Origin of the sequence: Nocardia mangyaensis, assembly GCF_001886715.1 — a bacterium.
Taxonomy (GTDB): Bacteria; Actinomycetota; Actinomycetes; order Mycobacteriales; family Mycobacteriaceae; genus Nocardia; species Nocardia mangyaensis.
This window is the reverse complement of sequence record NZ_CP018082.1, coordinates 6,920,809-6,947,003: the sequence shown is the minus strand read 5'-3', so window position 1 is coordinate 6,947,003 and position 26,195 is coordinate 6,920,809. Positions and strand designations below refer to the sequence as shown.

The 26,195-nt window shown below is 69.3% G+C and carries 19 protein-coding genes; 14 read left to right on the top strand and 5 right to left on the bottom strand.

Annotated features, from left to right (window positions below):
* Positions 1-15: 15 nt before the first annotated feature.
* Entirely contained in the window at positions 16-2,517 is a 2,502-nt protein-coding gene (locus BOX37_RS31515; RefSeq protein WP_071930790.1) for a LuxR C-terminal-related transcriptional regulator, read from the bottom strand.
* Positions 2,510-4,315: an Hsp70 family protein gene (locus tag BOX37_RS31510; protein ID WP_156910645.1), complete on the bottom strand. Its 1,806-nt coding sequence runs from the start codon at positions 4,313-4,315 to the stop codon at positions 2,510-2,512. Before BOX37_RS31510 ends, BOX37_RS31515 begins: the two co-directional genes overlap by 8 nt.
* Before the next feature lie 294 nt (positions 4,316-4,609).
* On the opposite strand from BOX37_RS31510, the gene BOX37_RS31505 reads away from it, so the two are divergent.
* The 3 genes from BOX37_RS31505 to BOX37_RS31495 are packed head-to-tail and all read left to right on the top strand — an operon-like array spanning position 4,610 to position 10,154.
* A complete protein-coding gene (locus BOX37_RS31505; RefSeq protein ID WP_071930788.1) occupies positions 4,610-6,757 on the top strand; it encodes an IniB N-terminal domain-containing protein in 2,148 nt (715 codons plus the stop codon).
* 17 nt (positions 6,758-6,774) lie between these two features.
* Positions 6,775-8,613, top strand: coding sequence for a dynamin family protein (locus tag BOX37_RS31500; protein WP_071930787.1), 1,839 nt, complete (start codon positions 6,775-6,777; stop codon positions 8,611-8,613).
* Positions 8,610-10,154: a dynamin family protein gene (locus BOX37_RS31495; protein ID WP_071930786.1), complete on the top strand. Its 1,545-nt coding sequence runs from the start codon at positions 8,610-8,612 to the stop codon at positions 10,152-10,154. Before BOX37_RS31500 ends, BOX37_RS31495 begins: the two co-directional genes overlap by 4 nt.
* A 64-nt stretch (positions 10,155-10,218) precedes the next feature.
* On the opposite strand, the gene BOX37_RS31490 is transcribed toward BOX37_RS31495, so the two are convergent.
* Positions 10,219-10,695, bottom strand: a complete 477-nt coding sequence (locus BOX37_RS31490) for a MarR family winged helix-turn-helix transcriptional regulator (protein WP_071930785.1) — start codon at positions 10,693-10,695, stop codon at positions 10,219-10,221.
* A gap of 84 nt (positions 10,696-10,779) precedes the next feature.
* Here BOX37_RS31490 and BOX37_RS31485 point away from each other — a divergent pair, with 84 nt between their 5' ends.
* From BOX37_RS31485 to BOX37_RS31450, 7 genes are all read left to right on the top strand, one after another.
* Positions 10,780-12,357, top strand: coding sequence for an MFS transporter (locus tag BOX37_RS31485; protein WP_071930784.1), 1,578 nt, complete (start codon positions 10,780-10,782; stop codon positions 12,355-12,357).
* Between the two features lie 362 nt (positions 12,358-12,719).
* Positions 12,720-14,585 carry a molecular chaperone DnaK gene (gene dnaK, locus BOX37_RS31480; protein ID WP_071930783.1) on the top strand — a complete coding sequence of 622 codons (1,866 nt, stop codon included), beginning with the start codon at positions 12,720-12,722 and terminating at the stop codon, positions 14,583-14,585.
* Positions 14,582-15,151, top strand: a complete 570-nt coding sequence (gene grpE, locus BOX37_RS31475; RefSeq protein ID WP_071930782.1) for a nucleotide exchange factor GrpE — start codon at positions 14,582-14,584, stop codon at positions 15,149-15,151. The genes dnaK and grpE overlap by 4 nt, the downstream gene beginning before the upstream one ends.
* A gap of 21 nt (positions 15,152-15,172) precedes the next feature.
* A complete protein-coding gene (gene dnaJ, locus BOX37_RS31470) occupies positions 15,173-16,360 on the top strand; it encodes a molecular chaperone DnaJ (RefSeq protein ID WP_071930781.1) in 1,188 nt (395 codons plus the stop codon).
* Positions 16,361-16,490: 130 nt separating this feature from the next.
* The gene (locus BOX37_RS31465) at positions 16,491-16,838 is read left to right on the top strand and encodes a heat shock protein transcriptional repressor HspR (RefSeq protein WP_071932046.1); all 348 of its coding nucleotides are present in this window, start codon (positions 16,491-16,493) and stop codon (positions 16,836-16,838) included.
* Between the two features lie 615 nt (positions 16,839-17,453).
* On the top strand, positions 17,454-18,623 hold the full coding sequence (locus tag BOX37_RS31455) for a globin domain-containing protein (RefSeq protein ID WP_071930779.1): 1,170 nt from the start codon (positions 17,454-17,456) through the stop codon (positions 18,621-18,623).
* Between the two features lie 96 nt (positions 18,624-18,719).
* Entirely contained in the window at positions 18,720-20,033 is a 1,314-nt protein-coding gene (locus BOX37_RS31450; RefSeq protein WP_071930778.1) for an ATP-binding protein, read from the top strand.
* Between the two features lie 81 nt (positions 20,034-20,114).
* On the opposite strand, the gene BOX37_RS31445 is transcribed toward BOX37_RS31450, so the two are convergent.
* Entirely contained in the window at positions 20,115-20,873 is a 759-nt protein-coding gene (locus BOX37_RS31445; RefSeq protein ID WP_071930777.1) for an FAD-binding oxidoreductase, read from the bottom strand.
* A gap of 25 nt (positions 20,874-20,898) precedes the next feature.
* Positions 20,899-22,056 (bottom strand): globin domain-containing protein, encoded by a 1,158-nt coding sequence (locus tag BOX37_RS31440; RefSeq protein WP_071930776.1) that lies wholly within the window; start codon positions 22,054-22,056, stop codon positions 20,899-20,901.
* Positions 22,057-22,555: 499 nt separating this feature from the next.
* On the opposite strand from BOX37_RS31440, the gene BOX37_RS31435 reads away from it, so the two are divergent.
* The 4 genes from BOX37_RS31435 to BOX37_RS31420 are packed head-to-tail and all read left to right on the top strand — an operon-like array spanning position 22,556 to position 25,598.
* Positions 22,556-23,080 (top strand): DUF3558 domain-containing protein, encoded by a 525-nt coding sequence (locus BOX37_RS31435; protein WP_240505127.1) that lies wholly within the window; start codon positions 22,556-22,558, stop codon positions 23,078-23,080.
* Positions 23,081-23,093: 13 nt separating this feature from the next.
* The gene (locus BOX37_RS31430) at positions 23,094-23,468 is read left to right on the top strand and encodes a hypothetical protein (RefSeq protein ID WP_071930774.1); all 375 of its coding nucleotides are present in this window, start codon (positions 23,094-23,096) and stop codon (positions 23,466-23,468) included.
* A gap of 3 nt (positions 23,469-23,471) precedes the next feature.
* Positions 23,472-24,806, top strand: coding sequence for an RAD23 family protein (locus tag BOX37_RS31425; RefSeq protein ID WP_071930773.1), 1,335 nt, complete (start codon positions 23,472-23,474; stop codon positions 24,804-24,806).
* A 12-nt stretch (positions 24,807-24,818) separates the two neighbouring features.
* Positions 24,819-25,598, top strand: a complete 780-nt coding sequence (locus BOX37_RS31420) for an ESX secretion-associated protein EspG (protein ID WP_071930772.1) — start codon at positions 24,819-24,821, stop codon at positions 25,596-25,598.
* The last annotated feature ends 597 nt before the right edge of the window (positions 25,599-26,195 follow it).

Below are 26,195 nucleotides of genomic sequence, written 5' to 3'. Positions count from 1 at the left end.
CCTCCCCCGGGACCGTCACACCAGCAGTGAACCGTGTCCCATCGCGCGGAGCATTGACAATAGTTCCGATCGTGACCGCGCGCCTATCCGACGTCGGATTCGCGCGACGTGATGCTCCACGGTTTTCGCGGAAATGTACAGCCGAGCGCCGATCTCCCGATAGGTCAGCCCGAGCAGGACCAGCTCGGCGACCTCGCGTTCGCGATCGCTGAGCGCCACCGAGGCTTCGGGTGGCGGGGTCTGCTGTTGCGGTGTCCGCGCGAGCGCGCGCGCCGCGGGGAGCGGCTGTTCCACCGGCTGGGAGCGCGCGCGGACCGAGCGGGCCAGTTTGAGCAGGGTGGTCGCGGTGGCCGAATCGCCGACGGCGAGTGCGGCTTCACTGGCCAGGCGGGCGGCGTCCCAGGTGAGGCCGAGTTCGGCCAGTGCGGACACCGCGGCCTGCACCTCGGCGGCGTCGACCTGACCGCGCAGCACGAGGACCCAGGTGCGACCGGCGTCGGCGAGCGCGGCGGCCTGTCGGTCACCGGCCGCCGCGGCCGTCTTGAGCGCGTGAGCGTGCGGCAACAGGTCGCGGGGCGATGCACCGGCCAGCGCGGCCTGCACCCCGTACCAGTGGAAGGAGTTGGTCCAGGCGGGTGCGCGACCCACTGCGCGCAGCAGGGCCCGCGCGGCGTCGACGAGCGGTTCGATCCGGCGCACATCGCGCAGCCGGATGCCCGCCAGCCACAGCTCTCCGATCGGCAGCAGGCTCAGCAGGTCGGCGTCCAGCTCGTCGAACAGCGGGCAGGCGGCCTGCCAGGCGCGCACCAGCGCCGCGTGGTCGCCGCTGCGGCGGGCCAGGCCGACCGCCAGTGCGTGGGCGAGTAGTTGCTCGCGTGGTTCGAGGGCGGGGATGTCGATCGCGGCGAGGGTACTCGCGGCGTGCCGTTCGTCCCCGCCGAGCAGTGCGGTCCAGGCGGTGAGGATCGGCAGCTGGTGGTTCGCGCCCTTACCGGCCGCGCGGCGCAGCGCGTCACCGGCGCGTCCTGGTTCGCCGGTGCCGAGGCAGAGCAGGGTGGCGACCGAGAGCGCGGTGCAGGGGAGATAGCGATCGTCGCCGTCATCGGAGTTGACCGCCTGGATGAGCGCGGAGATCGCCGCGCCGGTGCCCGCGCCATGCGGGTCGAGGGAGTCGTCGAACGCGCCGACGATCAGTCGCGGGCCCGCGTCGGTTTCGGTCGGTGGCCACTGCCGGGCGGCCTCGGCCATGCGCGTCGCGCCCGCGATGTCACCGGCCATGGTGAGCACCATCGCGGCCGGTGCCCAGTCGGCGCCGATTCGTTCGGGTCCGAGCCAGCGGTACAGCCCGGCCGCGCGGCCCACCAGGCCGCGCCGGGTGAGGACGGACGCCGAGATGCGTACGGCCGCGACGAGTTCGGTGGTCGACACGCGATCCGCGGTGAGCAGCGGTTCGACCAGCCGCAGCGCGGTGCCGGAGTCGCCCGCGCGGGCGGCGGCCTCGGCCCAGCGCACCGCGATCGATTCGACCGGCGTGCCCGCGGCCGCCGCGGCCGCGTAATAGCGGGCCGCCTCCCCCGACTTCTCGGCGGTCCGGCAGAGGAACTCGGCCAGGCGGGCGTCGAGCACGCCCGACTCGGCCAGGAACAGGGCGGTGCAGTCGCGTAGCAGGCCCGCGTCCAGGCGCGCGGCCAGCAGGCGGCGCTGCACCTCGACAAAGCGGCGATCGCCGAGCAGGATGCGCAGCGGACCCACGGCGGGCGCGAGGAGCAGATCGGCGTCGGTGACCAGCGCGCCTGCCCGCGCGCGGTCGATCAAATCGTGTGCGGAGTCGAGGTCGACGCCGAGGACCTCGGTGAGTTCGGTGGCGTCCAGACCGGTTCCGGTGGCGGCGATGACGAGCGTGTCGAGCAGGTCCGGCTCCATCGTGTCCAGCAGCGTTCGTGTCCACGCGGTGACGGCGGCCTCGACGGCGGCTACGCAGTTCGCCAGCTGCACCGTGCGGGCCGCGGACAGCGCCGCGATCACCCCGCCGGGAATGCCTGCCGTGAGCTGGTGGATGTGCAGCGCGAGCGGCGGGGAGACGGCCATGCCGAGTTCCCTGGCGAACGTCGCCGTGTCGGCGCTGCCGAGAGCACGCAGGTCCACCGTGCGGCCGTGTCGCGACACCGCGTCTGCCAGCGCGCGTAGTCGGGTGTCGTGTGGGCGCGGCTGGGTGGTCAGCACCACCGAGCGGCGACCGGATTCGACTGCCGCGCACAGGGTTCGTAGGTCATCGTCGCTGTAGCGGTGGACGTTGTCGGCGACGAGCACGCCGTCGCCGTCATCGAGGTCTCGCACCGAATCGGTGATCGGGATGCCGCGATTGCGGAGATGGGTGCGAACAGCGTTGAGCAGGAACGTCTTTCCGGTACCCGCCCGGCCCCGGATCAGGAGCAGTACGGGCTGCTGATCCACGGTGTCGAGTGCGCGGAAGACGGTGCGGCCGTTGGGAAAGGTGTCGAGGGAGATGTCAGCCACCGTTTCCCCCGAGGACCTGTCCCGGCAGTTGTCTTCCCGACTCGATCGTGTCGTCGACCGCGCCGCCCAGATCGTTGATCAGGGGGCCGGGGTTCACCTGGATGGTGGGAACCTGTGGTCGGGTCGGCGTGGGAGCAGGTGCCGGAGCAGGTGCCGGAGCGGGTGCGGGAGCAGGGGACGGGCCGGGCGCCGGAGCGGGTGCGGGGCCCGGCGCCGGAGCGGGTGCCGGTGACTGTCCTGCTGGGGCCGGGGCGGGCTGCCCAGTGGCGGGCTGTCCGGCCGCCGGGGCGTCGCCGGGTGGCGCGGGGGTGCCCGCGGCGGGAGTGCTGCCCGACTCGCCGGCGCCGGGAGTGCTGCCCGGTGTCCCGGCCTCGGTGCCGTTCACCGGGTTCGCGCCTGTCGGTTCGCCGGCGGTCGCGCCGGGACGCAGGGGATCGGCCACGGTCGAGTCCGTGGCGCCCGGTGTTGCGGGCGCACCACCGGTACCGGTCGACGCGGTGGCGCCGGGCACCGCGACGCCGCTCGTCACCGAGGCGGGCCCGGTCGGTGCGGACGGTGGGGCGCCACCAAGGGCGAGCGTGCCGGTGGCCAGCGCGGCCATGGTCAGCGCCCCCACCGCGACCATCGCCGCGCGCTTGGCCGTGGACATCCGGGCCGGAGCGGGCTCGACCGACGGCAACGCGGGTTCGTCGACGACCGCGATCACCGGCGGCGCGGCGAGTGCGGGAATCGCCTCGGTGGGTACGGCGAGGGCGGCCACGTCCAGACCGATCTCGGCCGCGCCGTGTGCGCTGCAGGACGCCGGGTCCGCGCAGACGGCGATCGGCAGCGCGAATTCGGTGGAGATCAGCTCGGCGACCAGCGGGATCGCGCCGCCACCGCCGGTGAGCAGCACCCGGCCGACATCGCCCATGGTCAGTTCGGCGCGGCGCACGGCGTCGCGGAGCAGGTCCATCGAGTCGTACAGGGCCGGACGCAGGAGGTCTTCCAGTTCGCCGCGGGTCAGCCGGACCTGCTCGGTACGGAACGTGGGGTCGAGCAGACCCACCGGAACCACCGTCGCGGTTGTTCTGGAAAGTTCTTCTTTCGCATTTCTGCAGCGCGCTCGCAACGCCGCCAATTCTGCTTCGACAACGGGGTCGAACGGATCTATTTCGTGTCCGCCCACGGCGTTAGCCAGGACGTAGCGCATCGTCAGCAAGTCGAATTCGGCGCCCGCGATCGCAGTGCTGTGAATCGGTGCGCCGAGCACGCCGGCTTGTTCGCCGGTGCGTAGCACCGTGACCGTCAGGCCGCTCGCGCCGAGGTCGTAGACGACCAGCGCGCCGTCGTCGAGCAGTCCGTTCTCCCTTTCGTACCGGCGCACCGCGGCCAGCGGCTCGGGCACCAGCGTCACCTCGGACAGGCCGGCGCGCGCGAGTGCGCTCCGCGCCACCTCGACCGTCTGTCCCGGCCACCAGGCCGGATGGCACGCGACGATGTCGGCTGCCTCGGCCGTGCCGCCGGACAATTCGTCGACCAGCGCGCGGGTCGCGGCGGCGACCAGATCGGCCGCGTCATGGGTGGAACCATCGTCTGCCAGCAGGTCTACCGGGTCGCCGACTCTCGAGAGATAGTCCTCGATGACCACACGGTGGGAGTCGTCGGTCGTGTCGGCGAAGGTGACCGCGCCGTCGGCGCCGAGCTGTAAGGCGCTGCGATGCATGACAACGGTGGCGGTGGATCCGTCGGCGGTCGCGGCCGCGGCGACCGAATTCGCCGCCCCGACAGTGATGCCGAGCGCCAGACGCTCTGTCATTGGACAACCCCGTTCGCAGGACTTCCGGTGGACGGTCAACATGGTGAACAGCCAGACCACCGCGGTGGACGGCGTCCCACTCGATCTGTCGGTAGCCGAGCAGCAACTGTTACCTGCGCCGGGGCAGGTACGGGGGAATTCCCCTAATCGGCGGGGTGCCCCTAATGGATCGCGCCCGGCGTGAACTAGGGGTTCGCCCCGTTTCCTGTAACGCCGAGTCGTCCTAGCGTGAAAAGCATTCCAACGACAACAGATCGGGCGGTCCCGCCCAGCGATCTGGAGGAGCTGATCTCGATGACACCGAATGCGATTCTGGAATTCATCCTCAACCTGCTGCGTGATCGCGACGCCGCGGCGAACTACTGCGCCAACCCGTACGGTGCGCTGGCCGCGGCCGGTGTCGAGATGACCCCGGAGGACATCTCCGCCTGCGCGCCGATGGTGGCGGAGTCGGCTCTGGTCACCGGTGGCGCGCACCTGCAGGCGATCGTGGCGGCGGGCGCCGCGGCGAGCACCAGCGCGGCCTTCGCCTCGTCGGCCACCGCGGCCGCCGCCGTCACGGCGGCGACCGCCGCTGACGCCCAGCTCGGCGTCGGTCTCGATGTCGGGCTCGGCGCGGCGGCCTCCGCCGTCGCCGGGGCCGCCGCCCAGGTCGGCGCGGGCCTCGACGCCGCGCTGGGCGTCGCCACCGGCGCGAATCTGGACCTGAACGCCGACCTTGCCGCGGGCGCGAACGCCGCCGCCGACCTCGGCGTGGACGGTGCGATCGGCGCGGCCGTCGGCCTGGGCGCCGGTCTCGATGGTGCGCTCGACACCGCGGTCGGCCTCGGCGCGGGCATCAACGGTGCGATCGGCGCTGCGGCTGATGCCGCCGCCGGTCTGGGCGGGGCGCTCAACGGTGCGGTCGGGGTGGGGACTGGCCTCGGTGTCGGTCTGAACGGTGCGATCGGTGCGGGCGCGGATGGTGCCGCTGGGGTGGTTGGTGCGGTGAACGGTGCGGTTGGTGCGGGTGCGGATGTCGCCGCTGGGTTGGACGGTGCGATCGGTGCCGGTGCGGATGTCGCCGCGGGCGTAAACGGTGCGGGTGTCGGCCTCGGCGGGGCAGCCGGTGCGGGTGTCGATGGTCTGGTGGACGGTGCCGCGGGGCTCACGACGCAGCTCGGTGGCAATCTGGGTGGTCAGCTCGGTGGCGGGCTCGGTGCCGCGGTGAACGGCGCGACCACCGCGGTGGGTGGGCTGGGTGCCGCCGCCACGACCGGGGTGCAGGCCGCGGGCAACCTCGGCGTCGCCGCGACAACCACGGCGATCGCCGGTGTCGATGGCGTGGTCGGTGCGGGGGCGGAGATCGGAACGGGTCTGGAGACCGGACTCGGCGGGGCGGTGTCGGCCGGTACCGGCGTGATCGGCGGCCTCACCGTCGACGCGGGCGATGGTCTCGGCGTCGACGGGCTGCTCACCGGCGGTGCCGAGCTCGGCACCGGACTCGACACGACCCTGTCGTCGACCACCGGCATCGGCCTGACGACAGGTCTGCAGGGCGGCCTCGAGACCGCCGCGACCCTCGGCACCGGCCTGGCGGGCTCGGTCACCTCAGGTCTCGAGACGAACCTCGGCGCGGCGGCGGAGTCCACCCTGGGCGTAGCCGGTGGCGTGCAGGCAGGCGCCAACGGACTTGTGGAATCCGGTGTCGGCCTTGCGGGTTCGGCCGCTGGTGGCGCCCAGGCGGGGCTGGGCGGTCTGGCTGAGACGGGTGTGGGTCTGTCGGGCTCGGCGGCTGGTGGTGCGCAGGCCGGGCTGGGTGGTCTCGCGGAATCCGGTGTCGGCCTTGCGGGTTCGGCCGCTGGTGGCGCCCAGGCGGGGCTGGGCGGTCTGGCTGAGACGGGTGTGGGTCTGTCGGGCTCGGCGGCTGGTGGTGCGCAGGCCGGGCTGGGTGGTCTCGCGGAATCCGGTGTCGGCCTTGCGGGTTCGGCAGCGGGAGGTGCCCAGGCGGGGCTGGGTGGGCTCGCGGACACGAGCGTGGGTCTGTCCGGCACGGCGGCCGGTGGCGCGCAGGCGGGTTCGGGTGGTGGTATGGACGCGGGCGGCTCCGCGACCGGGGCGATCGGCACCGGGCTCGAATCCGGGCTCGGTACAGGGCTGACCGGCGCTGCCACCGGCGGCGCGCAAGTCGGCGGGGCGGTGGACGCGGCCTCCGGTGGCGGCACCGCTGTGGCCGGCGACGTTCTCGGCACCTCGACGGTCGACACCTCCGGCGCGTTCGACGCCACCTCCCAGGGCGCGGTGACCACCGCGGCGGGCACCTGGTCCTCGGTCGACGTGTCGAGCGCGTTCGGTTCCGGTCTGCACGGCTCGAACCTCGGCGGCGAGGCGTCGCTGTTCGGTGAGTCGAGCGCGGTCGCCGAGACCGGAGCCCAGGCCGACACCGACGGCCTGTTCCACTGAGCGAAACGAGCACTGCGATGGGGACTCTCGCACCGAATGCGGTGCCGCTGACGACGGTGTTGTCCGACACCGTCGCGGCGGCCCGCACCGCGGGACGTGACGATCTGGTCGGCCGCTTGGAGAAGGTGGCGGGCCGGGTGCGCGACCCTCGGCACCGCATCGTGGTCACCGGTCAGCGCGGTCAGGGCAAGAGCCGGTTCGTGAACGCGCTGCTCGGGCTCGACATCTGCGAGGTCGGTGATGACACGACCACCGTGCTCCCGCTCCAGCTGTCCTACGGTGCGCAGCCGCGGGCGCACCTGGTCCTCGCCGATCGCGGTGCGGATGAGTCCCGGGTGGAGATCCCGCTGGCCGACATCGGCGTCGTCGATCACCGCAGCCCACTGGCCGCGGGCAAGCAGGTCGTTCGGATCGAGGCCGAGTTGCCGAACCAGCTGCTCGCCGACGGCGTCGTGCTGATCGACACGCCAGGCGTCGGTGGTCACGGAAGTACCTGCACCGCGGGAATACTCGGTGTCGCGGCGGCGGCCGACGCCGTACTCGTGCTGTCGGACGCGTCCACCGAACTCACCGAACCCGAGCTGACTTTCGTCCGCCAGATCCGCGAGATGTGTCCCACGGTCGCCGTCCTGCTCACCAAGACCGACCTGTATCCGCACTGGCACCAGGTGCTCGAGGCGGATCGGGCCCACCTGACCAGGGCTGATATCGATGTCACGCTGATCCCGGTGTCGGCGCTGCTGCGTGCGCACGCCGTGCGCCTGCAGGACGCGCAGCTGGGCCTGGAGTCCGGTTTCGGTGCGTTGTTCGGGTTCCTGCGTGACCGCGTGGTCACCCGTGACCACGCGGTCACGCGCGTGGCGGTGGCCCGCGAGTTGTCTTCGGCGGCTGAACATCTGGCGCTGGCGCTGGGCAGCGAGCTGGTCGCGCTGCGTGATCCCGCGCTCGGCTCGGCCGCCGTCAACGAACTCCAGTCGGCGCGCACGGCTGCCGCGGACCTGCAGCGGCGCACCGCGAGCTGGCAGCAGACGCTGGCCGACGGCATCACCGATCTCGTCGGCGACATCGACCACGACCTGCGCGAGCGTCTGCGGGGCACGGCCCGCACCGGCCAGGAGTGGATCGACGAGCACGACCCCGGCCGCCACTGGGGCGCGATCGCCGAATGGCTCACCGGCACAGTCGATACGGCGCTCGGCGAGAACCTGTTGCTCACCCATCGCCGGGCCGAACTGCTCGCCGAACGGATCGCGGACCATTTCGCCGAGATCGGCGCGGTCGACCTGCCCGAGGTCCATACCGGCATGGACGACGAGCGCACGCTCGTCGGCTCGGGTTCACTGGCCGAACTCGAGCCCGACATCGGCTTCACCAGCAAGGTCCTCGTCGGCATGCGAGGTTCCTACGGCGGGGTGCTGATGGTCGGTCTGGCCACCACCTTCGCCGGTCTGGCGATGCTGAATCCGATCTCGCTCGGCGCGGGCCTGATCGTGGGCGGAAAGGCCTACCGCGACGACAAGTCCGCGCGCCTGGCGCGCCGCCGCATCGAGGCGAACGCGGAGGTCCGCCGCTTCCTAGACGACGTGGCGTTCCAGGCGGGCAAGGACACCAAGGACCGGCTGCACCGCATTCACCGCGCGCTGCGCGACCACTTCGCCGGTGTCGCCGAGCGCAGCCTGCGCTCGATCGACGACTCGCTGCGCGCCGCGCAGGAGGCCGCGACGATGGCCGCGACGCAGCGCGCCGAGCGCGTCATCGTGCTCGAACGTCAGTTGAACGCGGTCGCTGAACTGCGCCGTTACGCGGATTCGATGCATACCGAACAGGGACGGACCGGCGGTACGGTATCCGGGTGACCCACCGTTTCGACACCGCCGCGCCCGCAGGCCGGACCACATCGACCGTTTTGGCCGAGGCGCACGAACTGGTCGCCGCGGCGGCACGGGTGGTCGACCGGGACGACTACTCGCGTGGCCTGCTCGCCGACTGCGCGTACCGCTTGCGTGCGCCGCTGCGCGTCGCTTTGGCCGGGTCGATCAAGGCGGGCAAGTCGACACTGTTGAACGCGCTGGTCGGCCAGGCCGTCGCCCCGACCGACGCCACCGAATGCACTCGCGTGGTCACCTGGTACCGCGACGGCGCCACGCCCGCCGTCACCGCGTACGCCGCCGATGGCGCCCGCGCCAATGTGATCGTGCGCCGTGGTGGTGGCGCGCACGGCCTCACCTTCGACCTGAGCGCGCTGACCTGGGATGTCGCGGGCCCGCGCGAGGTGGATCACCTCGAGGTCGACTGGCCGTCGGCCGCGCTGGCCCAGACCACGATCATCGACACTCCCGGTACCTCCTCGCTGTCGCGCGAGGTATCGCAGCGCACCGCTCGACTGCTCACTCCCGCCGAGGTCGAGGGCGGTTCGCCCGCCGCGCCCGGTGCGGATGCCGTGGTCTACCTGCTGCGCCGACTCGATGCCACCGACGTGCGTTTCCTCGAACAGCTCGGTGCCGGTGCCGGTGGCGCGGGTCCGCTCGGGGTGATCGGGGTGGTGTCGCGCGCCGACGAGATCGGCGCGGGCCGCATCGACGCACTGCATTCCGCGCGCGATGTCGCGGCCCGGTTCGCGGGCGAATTGGAGCGAACCGGGCTGTGCCAGGCGGTGATTCCGGTGGCGGGGCTACTCGCCTACGCGGCGTCGACGCTGCGTCAGCCGGAGTTCGCGGCGTTCGAGGCGCTGGCGACGGTGCCCGCGGAGGTGCTCGGTGACGCCCTGCTCTCCGCCGACCGGTTCGCCCGCGCCGACAGCGCGTTGCCGGTCGCCCCCGAACTGCGTGCGCAACTGGTGGATCGCTTCGGTCTGTTCGGTATTCGGATGGCCAACATGCTGATTCGGCTCGGTGTTCGTGACTCCGGCTCGCTGGCAGCGGAATTGGCCGCGCGCAGCGGGATCGAGGAGCTCCGCTCGGTACTCGAGGTTCAATTCGGCCAGCGCGCGGAGGAATTGAAGGCGCATTCGGCGCTGAGCACCTTGGACCGAATCCTCACCGCGCATCCCGGAACCGAAGCCGACCGGCTGCTGCCCCGCGTGCGTGCTCGGCTCGCCGACGTCCACGGTTTCACCGAACTGCGACTTCTCGGCCGCCTGCGCACCGAGGAACTTCCGCTGCCCGCACCGGTTCTCGCGGACCTGCATCGAATTCTCGGCGGTACCGGGGTGGCGGCTCATCTACGACTCGGCCTGCCCGTCGACGTCGACCCGCGCACCGTGCGCGCGACCGCGTTCGACGCCGTGCGCACCTGGCGAAATCGGGCCGCGCACCCTCTCGCCGACCAGGCGACGGCCACCGCCTGCCGCGCCGCGGCCCGCAGTGCCGAGGGCATCCTGGCCGCCCTGCCCCGCTGAGCGATACCGCTGATTCCGGTGATGGTGGCTGGGTCTGTGTGCCCACACAGCGATACGCCGAGGGCTACCGCTGTGCCGGTGGGTCGTCCATCGCCGCCCGCAACCGCCGCAGCAGTGCCTCGAACTGGGCGAGTTGCTCGGGCGCGTACTCGCCCAGAATCGCGTCCTGCGTCGTATTGACCGGCCGGAAGAATTCGTCGGCCAGCTGCCGGGCCCGCGCGCTGCAGCGCAGGGTCACCACCCGTCGATCGGTGTGCTCGCGGCTGCGGGTGACATAGCCCGCCTGCTCCAGGCGGTTGAGCAGGGTCGTCATCGCGCCCGAGGTCAGCGTGATCCGCTTGCCGAGCAGCGCGGGGGACAAGGGGGCGTCCGCTGCCTCGGCGGCGGCGATCTCCATCAGGGCGAACGCGTCGGTGGAGTGCACGCCGAGGGTGTCGGCGAACCGCCGTCCGAGCTCGGTGAAACTCGCGCCGTAGTCGATGAGCCCGGCGGCGAGCCGTTGCCGCTGTGCCGCGACATCGCCGGATGTCCGTTTCGCCATGTGGTCCTCTCGTCCGCCTCCGGATTGACAACCTACCGGCTCCAGTTTAACTTCATCGTAAAGTAACTTGATGATGGAGGTAAATTGCGGACCGAAACAGAGACTCCACCGCTACGGCTGTGGTTGGGATTGGTCGCCGTCTCACTCGGCGTCGCGCTGATCGTGGTCGACCTGACGATCGTGAACGTGATCATCGCGCCGATCGTCGACGATCTCGGGATCACCTCGATCCAGGCGCAATGGATCCAGGAGTCCTATGCGATCGTCTTCGCCGCGCTGCTCCTGCTCACCGGACGGCTCAGTGACCTCTACGGCGCGCGCAAGCTGTTCCTGATCGGCCTGGTCGTCTTCGGCGCGACCAGTCTGCTCGCCGCGCTCGCCCCCAGCGGCGGCCTGCTCATCGCGGCGCGGTTCCTGCAGGGCATCGGCGGGGCGATGATCCTGCCGACCTCGCTCGCGCTGGTGAACGCGGCGTTCACCGGCAAGGCGCGCGGACAGGCCTTCGCGATCTGGGGTTCCACGATCGGCGCGGCCGCCGCGGTCGGCCCGCTGCTGGGCGGCTGGCTCGCCGACTTCTCCTGGCGTTGGGCCTTCGGCGTCAACATCCCGGCCGTCGCGCTGATCATGGTCGCGGTGCTGATCTATCTGCCGGCTTCGCCGAGCAGTGTCGGCCGGGTCGACTGGCTCGGCGCGGCGCTGTCGGCTCTCGGTCTCGGTCTGCTCGCCTTCGGGCTGATCGAAGGCCGCCACTACGGCTGGCTGACGGTCACCGAGCCGTTGGAGATCGGTGGATTCGCCTGGCGTGGTGGGCCATCGCCGGTGATCGTCGCGCTGGTCGGCGCGTTCGTGGTCCTCGCCGTGTTCTGGCGCAGGCAGGCGATGCTCGGTCGCGCCGATCGGGAGCCCCTGCTCGACGTGCGGCTGTTCGGCATCGATTCGTTCCGCAAGGGCAACGTGGTGACGTTGATCGTCGGGCTCGGTGAGTTCGGCATCATCGCGGTGCTGCCGCTGTGGATGCAGTTCGCGCTCGACTACTCCGCGCTGCAGGCCGGGTTGGCGCTGGTGCCGCTGGCCATCGGCAGCTTCGTGGCCAGCGGGGCGAGTTTCTCGCTGACGGCGTCGGTCTCGGCCCTGAACCAGGTGCGGATCGGCCTGGTACTCGAGGCCCTCGGTCTGGCCATGCTCGGCCTGTTCGCCGCGGCCGACAGCAGCTGGTGGTCGATCGCGCTCGCCCTGTTCGTCTACGGCATCGGCGTCGGCTTCGCCACCGCGCAGGTGACCAATGTCGTGCTCGCCGACGTGCCGGGCGAGAGCGCCGGCCAGGGTTCGGGAATCCAGAGCGCCGCCCGCGAACTCGGCTCCGCCCTCGGCATCGCCGTGCTCACCACCGTCTTCTTCAGCATCCTCGGCACGGGCCTGCGCGACCGTCTGACCGCCGCGGGCCTGTCCGAAGCCGAGGCCAGCGCCCTCGACGCCACCGTCACCGACAGCGCGGGCTCGGTCATCCCCGCTCTCGCCGCCGACCCCCAGTCTCTCCCCGTTGCCGAAGCCGCGCGAGAAGCCATGGCGGCGGGCATCGAGATCTCGAGCTACCTCTGCGCGGGCCTGCTGGTCCTGGCTTTGGCGGCCACCGCCTTCGTGAAACCGGCGCACAAGCTCTGATCCGACCCGAACATCGGTGGCCGCGGGCGCCCCGCGGTCACCGGTGCGGCACAAGGATGCGGTCAGCGAGGTGGATGTCGCGAAACGTGCCGGATGGGGGATGGTCTCCGGGGCGTCACGATGTCGCATCGGGTGCTGCGGTTGAGTGGAGTCGTGGCAAGAATGGCGGGCGGGGTGGGGAAGTTTTTCGTGGTGACGGGAATGAATCGTCGCAGCTGCCGGTTGTGCTCATCGATGATGTTGAGTGTAATGGACTCAAGTTCAGGTTGACTCGGGCTGGATCTCGAGGGCAGGATTGAGCCCACTGCACTCAGCGTTGCTGAGACTGTTGCCCCAAGAATGTCAAACAGGAGGAAACCACTATGGCTCGTGCGGTCGGAATCGACCTCGGGACCACGAACTCTGTCGTCGCCGTGCTCGAAGGCGGCGAGCCGGTCGTCGTCGCGAACTCGGAAGGCTCGCGCACCACCCCCTCGATCGTCGCGTTCGCGAAGAACGGTGAGGTGCTCGTCGGTCAGCCTGCGAAGAACCAGGCCGTCACCAACGTCGACCGCACCATCCGCTCGGTCAAGCGCCACATCGGCACCGACTGGAACGTCGAGATCGATGACAAGAAGTACACCCCGCAGGAAATCTCGGCGCGCACGCTGATGAAGCTCAAGCGCGACGCCGAGTCCTACCTCGGTGAGGAGATCACCGACGCGGTCATCACCGTCCCCGCCTACTTCGAGGACGCCCAGCGCCAGGCCACCAAGGAAGCCGGCCAGATCGCCGGCCTGAACGTGCTGCGCATCGTCAACGAGCCCACCGCGGCCGCGCTGGCCTACGGCCTCGACAAGGGCGACAAAGAGCAGACCATCCTGGTCTTCGACCTCGGCGGCGGCACCTTCGACGTCTCGCTGCTGGAAATCGGCGAGGGCGTCGTCGAGGTCCGCGCGACCTCCGGTGACAACCACCTCGGTGGCGACGACTGGGACGAGCGCGTCGTCACCTGGCTGGTCGACAAGTTCAAGGCCAGCTCGGGCATCGACCTGACCAAGGACAAGATGGCCCTGCAGCGCCTGCGCGAGGCCGCCGAGAAGGCCAAGATCGAGCTGTCCTCGAGCCAGTCGACCTCGATCAACCTGCCCTACATCACCGTCGACGCGGACAAGAACCCGCTGTTCCTCGACGAGCAGCTGACCCGCTCGGAGTTCCAGAAGATCACCTCCGATCTGCTGGACCGCACCCGCGCGCCGTTCCAGTCGGTGATCAAGGACGCCAGCATCAACGTGGCCGACATCGACCACGTCGTGCTCGTCGGTGGCTCCACCCGCATGCCCGCCGTCTCCGACCTGGTCAAGGAACTGACCGGTGGCCGTGAGCCGAACAAGGGCGTGAACCCGGACGAGGTCGTCGCCGTCGGCGCCGCCCTGCAGGCCGGCGTGCTCAAGGGCGAGGTCAAGGACGTCCTGCTGCTCGATGTCACCCCGCTGTCGCTGGGTATCGAGACCAAGGGTGGCGTGATGACCAAGCTCATCGAGCGCAACACCACCATCCCGACCAAGCGCTCGGAGACCTTCACCACGGCCGACGACAACCAGCCGTCCGTGCAGATCCAGGTCTTCCAGGGCGAGCGCGAGATCGCCTCGCACAACAAGCTGCTCGGCTCCTTCGAGCTGACCGGCCTGCCCCCGGCCCCGCGCGGCGTGCCGCAGATCGAGGTCACCTTCGACATCGACGCCAACGGCATCGTGCACGTCACCGCGAAGGACAAGGGCACCGGCAAGGAGAACAAGATCAAGATCCAGGACGGCTCCGGGCTGTCCAAGGAAGAGATCGACCGCATGGTCAAGGACGCGGAGGCGCACGCCGCCGAGGACAAGACCCGTCGCGAAGAGGCCGAGACCCGCAACCAGGCCGAGTCGCTGGTGCACCAGACCGAGAAGTTCATCAGCGAGCAGAAGCTCAGCGAAGGTGGCGCGCAGGTCTCCGCCGACCAGCTGGCGAAGGTGGAAGCCGCGGTCGCCGAGGCCAAGACGGCCCTCGACGGCACCGACATCTCCGCGGTGAAGTCGGCCGTGGAGAAGCTGGCCGCCGAGTCGCAGGCCCTCGGCCAGGCGATCTACGAGGCCAGCGCCGCCGCCGACGCCCAGTCCGGCAACGGTTCGGGTCCGCGCCAGGCCGATGACGACCAGGTCGTCGACGCCGAGGTCGTGGACGAGCCGGTCGACACGGACAAGAAGTGACCGAGGCCAACTCCTCCGAGAAGGAGTTGATCGAGGAAACGGTCGACGCCGCCGAGCCCGACTCCGCCCCCGAGGCGGAGCCGGCTCCGGCCGAGGAGACCGAGGCGCCGGTCAGCGACGAGCTGGCCGAACGCACCGCCGACCTGCAGCGGTTGACCGCAGAATACGCGAACTACCGCCGCCGGGTCGAGCGCGACCGACAGGCCAACATCGACGCGGCCAAGGCCGCGGTGGTGACCGAACTGCTCGGTGTGCTCGACGATCTGGACCGCGCGCGGGCGCACGGCGACCTGGAGACCGGTCCGCTCAGGTCGGTGGCGGACAAGCTCGAGACCGCGCTCACCAAGCAGGGTCTGGTCGAGTTCGGCGCCGTCGGTGACCCGTTCGACCCGACGCTGCACGAGGCCGTGCAGCACGAGGGTTCGGGCGCCGAGCCGGTGCTCGGTGTGGTCATGCGCAAGGGCTATCGGTTCGGCGATCGGGTGCTTCGGCACGCGATGGTCGGGGTAACCGATGCCGAGACTGTGGAGGCATCGGACGCGGATGCCGAAGCCGACGCGAACTGACACGAGAGGAGGAGATGCCCGGTGAGTCAACGGGAGTGGATCGAGAAGGACTTCTACAAGGAGCTGGGCGTCTCCTCCGGCGCCTCGCAGGACGAGATCAAGAAGGCCTACCGCAAGCTCGCTCGCGACCTGCACCCGGATTCCAATCCGGGTGACACCAAGGCCGAGGAGAAGTTCAAGGCGGTCAGCGAGGCCAATGCCGTGCTGTCGGATCCGGCCAAGCGCAAGGAGTACGACGAGACGCGCCGCCTGTTCGCCGGCGGTGGCGGTCGCGGCGGCTACGGCACCGGGGGTTTCACTCCCGGTGCGGGCGGCGGATTCTCGCAGGACTTCAACATCGGTGACATCTTCGGTCAGGCCGGTGGCGCGGGCGCCGCTGGTGACGGCGGGCTCGGTGATCTGCTGGGCGGGCTGTTCAACCGGGGTGGTGGCCGGGCGGCGAGTCGCCCGCGTCGCGGCGCCGATGTGGAGACCGAGACCACGCTGGGCTTCCGCGAGGCGGCCCAGGGCGTCACCGTGCCGCTGCGGATGACCAGCCCCTCGCCGTGCACCACGTGTCACGGCAGCGGCGCCAAGCCGGGCACCAGCCCGCGCGTGTGCCCGCACTGCAACGGGGCCGGTGTGGTCAGCCGGAATCAGGGCGCGTTCGGTTTCAGCGAGCCCTGCGACGACTGCCGCGGCACCGGCTCGATCATCGACGACCCGTGCGTCGACTGCTCGGGGACCGGTATCCAGAACCGCACCCGCACCATCACCGTCCGGATTCCGCCGGGCGTGAGCGACGGCCAGAAGATCCGGCTGGCCGGGCAGGGCGAGGCCGGACTGCGCGGGGCGCCCTCGGGCGATCTGTATGTCACGGTGCACGTCAGCCAGGACAAGGTCTTCGGCCGCCAGGGTGACGACCTCACCCTGGTGCTCCCGGTGAGCTACAGCGAATTGGTGCTGGGGACAACCGTTTCCGTACCGACGCTGGACGGTCGGGTCGGCGTGAAGGTGCCCGCGGGCACCGCCGACGGGCGTATTCTGCGGGTCCGTGGTCGTGGTGTGCCCAAGCGCGGCGCGGCCGGCGGTGCCGGTGATCTGCTGGTCACGGTGAAGGTCGCGGTTCCGCAGCACCTGGACTCCGACGCCACCGATGCGCTCAAGCGCTATCAGGAGGCGGAGAAGGCCGGTGGTTTCGATCCGCGTGCGGGATGGGCGGGTGCTTGATGTCGCGCGCATCGAGCTCAGCGCCCGGAGGAGGTAGCGCAGCGTGACCACGGAGGGCGTAGGGAGAGGCGCGGATCGGCACGGCAATCCGAAGTCCGCGTCGGGGTCGACCTCGCGTGCCGAGTTCTTCATGATCTCGGTGGCGGCGCAGCTGGCGGGGATGCACGCGCAGACGTTGCGTACCTACGACCGGCTGGGTCTGGTCACCCCGCAACGCACTTCGGGCGGTGGGCGCCGGTATTCGGCCCGCGATGTCGAGCTGCTGCGCGAGGTGCAGCGGCTGTCGCAGGACGAGGGCGTCAACCTGGCCGGGATCAAGCGCATCATCGAGCTCACCAATCAGGTGGAGGCGCTGCAACAGCGCGTCGAGGAGATGAGCGCGGAGCTGGAGCGGTTGCGGGCGGGCTATCGGCCCGATCTGTCGCCGCCCCAGCGCAGTACCGCGCTCGTGGTGTGGCAGCCACGGAATCGCCGCTGAGGCTTCTCGGTTCGACGGGCCCCCGGTTCGCGATCCGCTACGGCGGAGGTGGACCGGGGGCCCGTTCCTGTGCTGGTCAACCCCCGGCGATCGGCTGGTGACTATCCAGCAACCCACTTATTCATGATCTTGCAGTTCGGAAGTACTCGCGCATGGCGTTGAAGTGCGAATTCATCGCCGAATTCGGGCTGAAGTTTGCTGGCGGGACGCTGAATTCGGATCAATCGGAACCCCCTTTCGCGCGGCCCACCGGGCACTCCGAGGCACCCACCCCGCGTGTCACGGCACGGCGCGTCGGTTCGGTGGATCGGTCGACTGTAGCGGAAGAGTCGCTCTACCAGGCACATTGGTCGTCGAGCGTCGGTTTTGCCAGGTAAGTCATGGGTGCGTGAGGGTCTGTTCATGCCGGATTAGCGGTCTCAGGGTATGTTTCATGGGTGCCGTCCATGAGCACCGGCTGGTATTTAAAGAATTACACGCGTGATGTTTAAGAGTACGATTCCGAAGCTGGCAAACCTCGCCTAGACTTCTCGCATCGGCTGCTGACGAGTGTCCTCCCAGCCCGTCACTCGCCGCGCGGCTAGCGTTCGATGGCGAAACGAGGTTGTGACACATATGGATTCGCGGACTGTCGCTTTGATCCGTACCACGTTCAAGGCGGTTGCTGCGGAAGACGGTGGGGCCGAGAGGCTGGCCAGGTCGTTCTATTCGATCCTGTTCACGGATTACCCCGGTGTCCGCGACTACTTCCCGGCGGCCATGGACGCCCAGCGTGACCGGCTGGTCAAGGCGATCTCCTACGCGCTGGACCGGCTGGAGGAGCCGGACAAGCTGCTGCCCTTCCTCGCCCAGCTCGGGCGCGACCACCGCAAATACGGCGTGCAGCCCGCTCACTATGTCGCCGTGGCCAACTCGTTGAAGTCGGCCATGCGCCAGTTCGCCGGGACCGAGATGTGGACCGACGAGGTCGCCGCCGCCTGGGACGAGGGCCTGGCCACCATCAGTGGCGCGATGATCGGCGCCGCCGACAAGGAGACCACCCCACCAGCCTGGACCGCGACCGTCGTCGAACGCCGCGAGGTGCTGCGCAATCTCGCCGTGATCCGGGTTCAGCTCGACCAGCCGATGCAGTACGCCGCCGGGCAGTACCTCAGTGTCCAGGTGCCCTCCCGCCCCCGTATGTGGCGCTATCTCTCGCCGGCCACCCCGGCCAATGCCAACGGCGAGATCGAATTCCACATCCGCAGTGTGCTCGGCGGGTGGGTCAGCCCGGCCATGGTCTCGCACACCACCGTCGGCGACCAGTGGTTGCTCGGCTCGCCGCTCGGCGGCCTCGGCGTACCGCGCAACACCAAGCGCAAGATGCTGATGGTCGGCTGCGGCACCGGCATCGCCCCGCTGCGCGCCCAGGTCATGGCGATGGCCCAGCGCCGGGTGAACCCGAAGGTGCACCTGTTCGTCGGCGGCCACCACCCCTGCGACCTCTACGACCTCCAGGTCCTGAGCCAGCTGGCCGTCGCCAACAAGTGGCTCACCGTCACCCCCGTCAGCGAGAGCGACGAAAACCCCTGGTGGTACTACGATTCCGGGGAACCCCCGGCCGACTTACCCAGTCTGGAACCCCGAATGACCGGCCAGATCGGCAAGGTCGTCGCCAGCTACGGCCCCTGGGCCGACCGCGACGTCCAAATAGTCGGGTCCCCCTCCATGGTCCAAACCACCAAGTTCCGCCTCATGGCCGCGGGCACCCAGGCCAAGTCCATCCGCCACGACCCCCTGTTCTGAGTTCGTGGGACGTGCTGCGGCAGATCAGCCACGCAAATGTCGGCAGATCGGCCAGTATAGTAGCGGCAGATCGACCAAACCGGCCTAGGAGCGTGGATGCAGACTCTGCTTGGCCCTGCCATACCCCGGCATGCGGAAGCCACTGTTCGCGCGGCGCTCGACGACACCCGCGTTGTTTTGGTCAACGGGGCACGTCAGTGCGGAAAGAGCACTCTTGTGCGGCTGGTCGCCCAGAATCGAGGGGTCGAATGGCGTGATCTCGACACCGCCCTGACTCGTCAAGCTGCGCTCGCGGATCCCGATGGATTCGTAGATTTCCCCGAGCCGATGGTCATCGACGAGATCCAGCGTGCGCCGGACCTGTTGCTGTCGATCAAGGCGCGAGTCGATGTCGATCCGCGACCCGGGCGGTTCCTGCTGACCGGTTCGGCGCGGGTACTCGGCCTGCGGTCGTTGCCCGATACCCTGGTCGGCCGGATGGAGACCATCGAGCTGTGGCCGTTCGCGCAAGGCGAGATCGACGGTGTGTCAGATCGGTTCGTGGACGCGGTCTTCGCGCACGGCGAGCTTCTTCGTCACGAGTCGGAAGTCTCCCGTAGTGAGTACGCCGAACGCATTGTCCGGGGAGGTTTTCCGGAGGCGATCGCGCGCACGAACGATCGTCGTCGGCGGGCCTTCTTCAGCTCCTACGTGGGAGATCTGATCGCCCGCGATGTTCAGCAGTTGTCGGAGATCGAGCGAACTACCGAAATGCGCTCGCTGGTACAGATGCTCGCGGCCCGCTCGGGACAGTTGCTTTCCGCTCCGACGCTGGGCAACGAGCTCGGACTCGGTGCCTCGACGGTGAAGCGATATCTCGCACTGCTCGAGGAGGTCTACCTCATCAAACGCATCCCGGCGTGGTCCCGAAACATCAGTAGCAGGGCGACGACAACGCCCAAGCTCGCGTTCGTCGATTCGGGGGTCGCGGCGCACCAGATCGGAGCGGACGCGCGGAGCCTGTTGCGCCCCACCGGACAGCTCGGCGGACTGCTCGAAGGCTTTGTCCTCATGGAACTCGCCCGCCAGCTGACCTGGTCGGACGAGGAGGTCGAGCTCTTTCACTACCGAACCCGGGATCAAGTCGAAGTCGACGCGGTACTCGAGAACCGGCGAGGTGAAGTGGTTGGCATCGAAGTCAAAGCGGCCTCGACCGTGGCACCGGGCGACTTTCGCGGGCTCCGGCACCTGGCCGAAAGACTCGGTGACGACTTCCGGGTCGGCATCGTGCTGCACACCGGGCAGCACACACTGTCGTTCGGTCCGAAGATGCTGGCCGTCCCGATCAGTGCCCTGTGGCAGACCCATCCCCGCCCAGCGGACCCACTCGCCTCGACGGCGGTCTCGAATTCGGTGTCCAAGTCGATGTGACTGCCCACTGACGAGCCGGGCTGTTGAGGCCGAACTCCGTTGACATGCGGCGCCGGGAGGAGTCGGCCGCGCACCTGCCGATCAGGCGCCCGCGGCGGTGATGTTGGCCTGGGGCGTGCCTGCTTCGACGAGTCGGTCGACGGTGGTGTGGACCATGGCCGGGGAGCCACAGACCAGAACCTGGTGGCGGTCGAAGGGGCCGTGGGAGCTGGCGACGTCGGCGAGGGTGCCGTAGAGCATTTCCTCGGGGGCGAAGCCGATGTCGGAGCGAGTCTGTTCGTGCCACTCGTCGGGCAGTGCGGGGTCCTCGGGGGACTCGACGACGGGAATGACTGTCAGCCAAGGGAGTTCGCCCGCGAGCAGGAACAGCATGTCGGCGGCGTAGAGGTCGCGGGGGGAGCGGCCGCCGTAGAACAGGTAGGTGCGCGGCGGGGTGTCGCGGCGGGCCAGGTCGAGGATCTGGGCGCGCAGCGGGGCCAGGCCGGTGCCGCCCGCGATCAGCACCAGCTCGGTGGCCTCGGGATCGACGGCGAAAACCCCGTAGGGAGCGTGGATTCGCCACTGGTCGCCGGGTTTGGTGTCGGCGACGATCGAGCTCGAGCACCAGCCGCCGGGGACGACGCGCACGTGGAATTCCAGCTTGCCGTCGAGCGAGGGCGGCAGCGCCGGGGACAGCCGACGGCGCACACCGGGATGCTGGGGCACCTCCACCTCGACCGACCCGCCCGCCTCGAACGGCACGAAGTCACCGATCAGCCGGATCACGGCCAGATCGTTGCGCAAACGGTGGTGACCGACGACGGTCGCCGTCCAGGCGGGGTCGGGAAACTCGGTGCTCATCGGCCTCTTTCGCGAACGGACGTGGTCAGCCGACGGGGTCGGCGGCGATGATGTCGTTGGGGGTGCCCGCCCGGAGCAGGGCGCGGCGGGTGTCGGCGATCATCCTCGGGGAACCGGAGATCTGGATCTGGCGATCGGACCACGCGCCGAAGCTGGTCACCACCGCACCCAGATTACCGACCAGCCGACGATGCATGCCGTGTGGATCGGGCGGCGTCTGCGGGTACCACCACGGATCGGTGCGCTCCGCGCAGACCGGCACGACAGTCAGCCACGGATTGGACTGCGACAGCTGCCACATGTTGTTCACGTCGTAGAGATCGCCGGGGTAGTGGCCGCCGACGAAGAAGTGCACGCGCGGGTTGATGCCGCGCTGGCTCATCTCAATCAACTGCGCGCGCAGCGGCGCGATACCGGTGCCGGAGCCGATCATCAACACGTCGCGACCGGATTCCCGGTCCACTTGCAGACCCCCGAGCGGACCGGCGATCTTCCACCGATCACCGACCTTGGTGTCGTTGACGATGGCCGGGCTCACCCAGCCGCCGCTGATCCGGCGCACGTGGAATTCCACCTCGCCGTACGGGTTGGCGGGGATCGCGGGGGAGAGATAGCGCCACATGTTCGGCCGCTGCGGGATCGCGATCGGCACGTACTGACCCGCCTTGAACGGGATCGGGCCGTCGGCCTGTAGTCGCACGATGGCCAGGTCGTCGAGAACCCGGCGATGCCCGACCACGGTGGCGTCCCAGTACGGCTGCGACTTGTCCTCGTTGGCGCCGATCGCCATCGAGGCCGAGACCAGGATGGTGATGTCGCGCCAACCCTCGTCGAGTTCCCTGGTCCAGCGGTTGCCGTGATAGGTGCGCAGCGCCGCGAGCAGCGCGCGTCCGGCCAGGTCGTAGTGGTCGGCCTCGACCCCGTACTTGCGGTGGTCGCGGGCGAGTTGCTCGAGGAATTTCTGCGCCCGCTCGAAGTCCTCCAGATTGTCCAGCACGAACTGCAGCGCGGTGGTCAGCCGCTTGGGCTGCATATCCATGGCGGGGGGAAAAAGCTCCCGCAACGTCGGGTCCTGTGCGAACAGGTGACCGTAGAAAGCACTGATCAGCCGCTCGGACCCGCCCGGTGTCTCCGACACCCCGCGGAAATCGGCGCGGACCAGCGCAAGCGAACGCGCATCCACGTCGTCAAGCTCCCTTTCCCTGGAATTGCTGCAATGTGGCCCCTCCCGATGGCGGACACTCTGTCAAGTATCCCCCGAAATGGCGCGCTGAGTGCAGGGATGCTCGTCACGGTCCCGCTCGCCGGACGGATCGTAAGCCCTGCCCACCCCCACGGCCACGCCGACGGTTTCATCGATACGGGTCGGTGACCTTCATGCTCACCGGTCGCCACGGTGTTGTCCCGGCACTTGTCGGCGACGGTGTGAGCCTGCTCGGAACCACTTGATCCGGACAGATTCGACCGAAATCCCGACCGGACGGGAAATTCATCGCCGAGCTCCGATGCCGGCCGGGTTCACCACTGATTTGCCCCTGATTTCGGAGCTGGTGAACAGGGGTCCAACCTGAGGGCCGAGCGGGCCCGATCGGGCGACATGGCCCAGGTCGACTACCCCGTCGCGTGCTAATGTCCCTGGTCAAAGCAGTGACCGGCTGGAAGGGGCGGGGATGAGGCGCGCGGTGACGACGCTGATCGTGGCTGGGGTGGCAGTGGTCGGGGTGGCGGGATGTGGCGGTTCGGAGGGGCCGTCGGCGACGGGGACCGCCGGGGTGAGTACCTCGGCCGAGGCGGCGTTGTGGGATCCGTGTACCGAGATCTCGGATGAGGTGTTGGCGGCGGCGGGGGTGGATCCGGGGACGGAGGAGGCTGGCGTCGCCGGTGTTCCACAGTCGGGGTGGGAGATCTGTGGATGGCGGGGTCCTGATTACTCCCTGACCGTCTACACGACCGACCAGACCATCGATGAATTCGAGCAGAAGCCGGGAAACATCGACTTCGCCGATGTCACCATCGCGAATCGGCAGGGTCGGCAGTTCAAGGTGCAGGGCGACACTCGAAACCTGTTCTGCGATGTGGTCTTCTCCGCTGAGCAAGGCGTTGTCCAGCTCGCGGTCGGCAACTCGGCGATCGCCGACGGGTTGGAAGATCCGTGTGTATACCTCGAGCGCGCCGGTGCCGTACTCGTACCGACCTTTCCGAACTAGGCGGGGGCCGTAAATGACGGGAACAACTCCTTACGCCACGCTTGTCGCGAAGGCCAGGGCCGGCGAGGTCTACCTGAACGACGAAGCGGCGGCCTACCACATGTACAAGGCGTGCGATACACGACTCTCGGATCTCCAAGGTCTGCTCGACATCACCCAACGTGTGCGGAACGTCACCGGCTTCGGTGACTTCGACATGGCCAAGACGCTCGAGTCGAAGTTCCGCTCGCAGGCTGTCGGCGAGCCCAACTCGATCTACGAGGTCATCCTCAAGGACATCGACGCCGTGAAGGACCTCCGCGAGGTCTTCTCCATCTCCTTCAAGAGCATCACCGGCAAAGACATCGAAAACGCCAGCGCCCTCGACTACACCACCGGCCAGGTGTAGCCCATGTCCCAACCCAACATCGCCGGTCTCGACCTCTTCGACGGCCTCCGCAACTTCGTCACGTCCCCGTTCTCCCACGACGACGGTGAACTCGACGCCGCCCAGATCGCCGACATCCAGAACCGCTACAACGACCAGCGTGACCGGGCCCGGCAGCGGGCGGGTGACCTCGGGTTCGACGGCGACTACCGGCCGACGGTCGTCAAGGACACCGATCCTTTCGAGACGCTGGATCTGTCGGTCCTGCGCGCCAAGGTCGACCGGATCGATCTGGACGCGGTCGGTGACCTGATCCGGGCGTGGAACGAGATCTCCACCCGCAACAGCACCTCCCTCGACGAGTTCCGCACGCAGATCGCGCGCGGGATGTCACCCGATGTGTGGGCAGGTGCCGCCGCGAACGCAGCGGCGGAAACCATTGCGGCATATGATGATACGGGTAAGAAGGTGACCATCGCGGCGGCGCTCACCAGCAACAAGCTGGATGAATTGCGTACCGGTCTCGAACCGACGAAGCGTTTGGTCCCGCACGAACCCGAACATCGCAGTGGGCTCGATAATTTCGGCGGTCTGTTCACCGGCCGTGGCTGGCGCAATGACGATGTCGCGCAGTACAACGCGAAAGTCGAGGCCGTCCGCGTGCTCACCACCGTCTACGCTCCGGTGATCTACGAATCCGATGATCGGGTTCCGGTCATTCCCGTGCCGAAGACCGTCGAGGGCACCGGCGTCGAGCCCGACGGTGGATCGACCAGGCCCACGTCCTATCAACCGGATTCGTCAACGCCGGGCACCCGTCAGCCGTCGCCGAACCCGGGAGGCACCCCGGAATCGTCCACTCCGGCCGAGGACGACACCACTCCCGGCGACAACCCGACCGCCCCCTCGGCCACCGCCCCGGAATCGACGACTCCCACGTCGACCACGCCAGCGTCGACCACGTCGGCCGGGACAACACCTGCCGCCACCACTCCTGCGGCGGTGACCGTCCCCGGCACCGGCTCGCCTGCCGGAACAACCGGTGGCGCAGGCGTTCCCGGTGGCGTGGGCACCGGCGCACCTGGTTCGGGTACGCCCGCACCGGGTGGTTCGCTCCCCGGTGGCGGCACCGCGGGCACTGGCGCCGCTGCGCCCGCCCGCGCGGGCGGCGCAGGAGCGGGCACGGCCGGTCGCGGTGGTATCCCCGGCATGATGGGTCCCGGCGCTCGGGGCGGTGGCAAGGACGACGAATCGAGCAAGGGTATCCCCGATTACCTCATCACCCAGGAACACGGCGACGAACTCACCGGCCTCGACGACCTGCCCAAGACGGTCCCGCCGGTCATCGGCGCAGACTAGACGTGAGACCCGATGAAGCAGAGTAGATCTCCCGTGCGTACCTGGCGCCTCACCGCCCTCGACTTCCGCACGCTGTGGGAAGCGGCGGGGCGCGATGTGCTGCCGTACCCGCTGCACCACCGCCACACCGATGTCGAGACCCAGGCCGAGATCCTGCGCCTGCGCGGCAAAGCCGCCGAGAACCTGATGGCCGAGTTCGACAGCGACCTCGACCACGCCATGGCCGCCCTGCTCGCCCCGCACGCCCGTGTCGAGGTCGCCGGTGCCTCCCGCGGCAGGCGCACGATCCGCGCCCATGGCGGAATGCGCGACACCTACGCCGCTTTCGCCGTCCAGAGCCCCGGCGAGGAAACCGACCCCGGCGACATCACGCTCTACCTGCTCGCACCCGACACGCTGGCGGGCGCGGTCCTGTCCACCCTCCCCCGCACCTCGGCCGGTTCCGGACGTGAAATCCGCGTCACCGCAGCCGAACTCGCCGCACCCCGCGCCGATGTCCGCGATTCCTGGAACCCCACCCCGCGCGAACGGCTCGAGACCTTCCTCGCCAAACCCACCGACACCCTCACCCACATCGGCGTCTACGCGCACTCCAGCGTCGACAACCGCCACACCGAGGGCCGCGACGACTTCCAGGTCCACGACATCACCGGCGACGGCCGCTACGTCTTCTACGGCGAAACCACCTTCATCGCCAAACCGGCGACCACCACCCGCATCCACTCCACCCTCGCCACCATCCTCTCCACCACTGCGGCCAAGGCACGCGCGGGCACCTACCGCGCCCCCTAGCGGGTATCGGGATCGGTCAGCCGGTGACCGTGTCGACGGCTCGCCGCCGATCCTCCTCGGTCACCTCACCGAGGGGTGAACCCGCGCGAGACGATGTGCTCGACGAGGGCCGACGCCGGCGCCAGCCCGAACACGGATGCTCGGGTCGAGAGCGGCCTGGTTCACTACCGGCAAAAGGTGCGAGCAGGCACCTACCGCGAGCTCCGATCGGAGCACCCAGGGGTGCCGGTGTCGTAACCATCCCTGCCCGGCTCCCCGCTCACCGACCCCGATTCGCGACCTCGGCCAACACTGGTAGCCCCACGCCTGGATCGGCGTGTGGCGGGGTTGGACCTGGGCGTAGGTGTGCACTCCCGAACCGGCCAGGTGCGTACGTGCGAGGCGTACGACGAAGGTGCTCGCAGGAGGCTGGGTGTCAGGGTTGTGTGTCCCTCGGTCGGGCTCTCCGATAACGACCGACAACAGCGGCCAGGAGCCCAGGAACGCAGGTGGCCCGTCGCGCGGGGCAGACCTCACCCTAGAACGACGAAGGCCCGACGCCATGAGGCGCCGAGCTGTTGCATGTAGGATTTCATCCCACGGTGCGAACAGTGTGTA

Coding starts and splice junctions, on each gene's coding strand:
- BOX37_RS31420 (WP_071930772.1), top strand. CDS start 24,819: ATGAAGCAGAGTAGATCTCCCGTGCGTACCTGGCGCCTCACCGCCCTC.
- BOX37_RS31505 (WP_071930788.1), top strand. CDS start 4,610: ATGACACCGAATGCGATTCTGGAATTCATCCTCAACCTGCTGCGTGAT.
- BOX37_RS31500 (WP_071930787.1), top strand. CDS start 6,775: ATGGGGACTCTCGCACCGAATGCGGTGCCGCTGACGACGGTGTTGTCC.
- BOX37_RS31490 (WP_071930785.1), bottom strand. CDS start 10,695: ATGGCGAAACGGACATCCGGCGATGTCGCGGCACAGCGGCAACGGCTC.
- BOX37_RS31455 (WP_071930779.1), top strand. CDS start 17,454: ATGGATTCGCGGACTGTCGCTTTGATCCGTACCACGTTCAAGGCGGTT.
- BOX37_RS31445 (WP_071930777.1), bottom strand. CDS start 20,873: ATGAGCACCGAGTTTCCCGACCCCGCCTGGACGGCGACCGTCGTCGGT.
- BOX37_RS31510 (WP_156910645.1), bottom strand. CDS start 4,315: ATGACAGAGCGTCTGGCGCTCGGCATCACTGTCGGGGCGGCGAATTCG.
- BOX37_RS31425 (WP_071930773.1), top strand. CDS start 23,472: ATGTCCCAACCCAACATCGCCGGTCTCGACCTCTTCGACGGCCTCCGC.
- BOX37_RS31465 (WP_071932046.1), top strand. CDS start 16,491: ATGATCTCGGTGGCGGCGCAGCTGGCGGGGATGCACGCGCAGACGTTG.
- dnaK (WP_071930783.1), top strand. CDS start 12,720: ATGGCTCGTGCGGTCGGAATCGACCTCGGGACCACGAACTCTGTCGTC.
- BOX37_RS31430 (WP_071930774.1), top strand. CDS start 23,094: ATGACGGGAACAACTCCTTACGCCACGCTTGTCGCGAAGGCCAGGGCC.
- BOX37_RS31450 (WP_071930778.1), top strand. CDS start 18,720: ATGCAGACTCTGCTTGGCCCTGCCATACCCCGGCATGCGGAAGCCACT.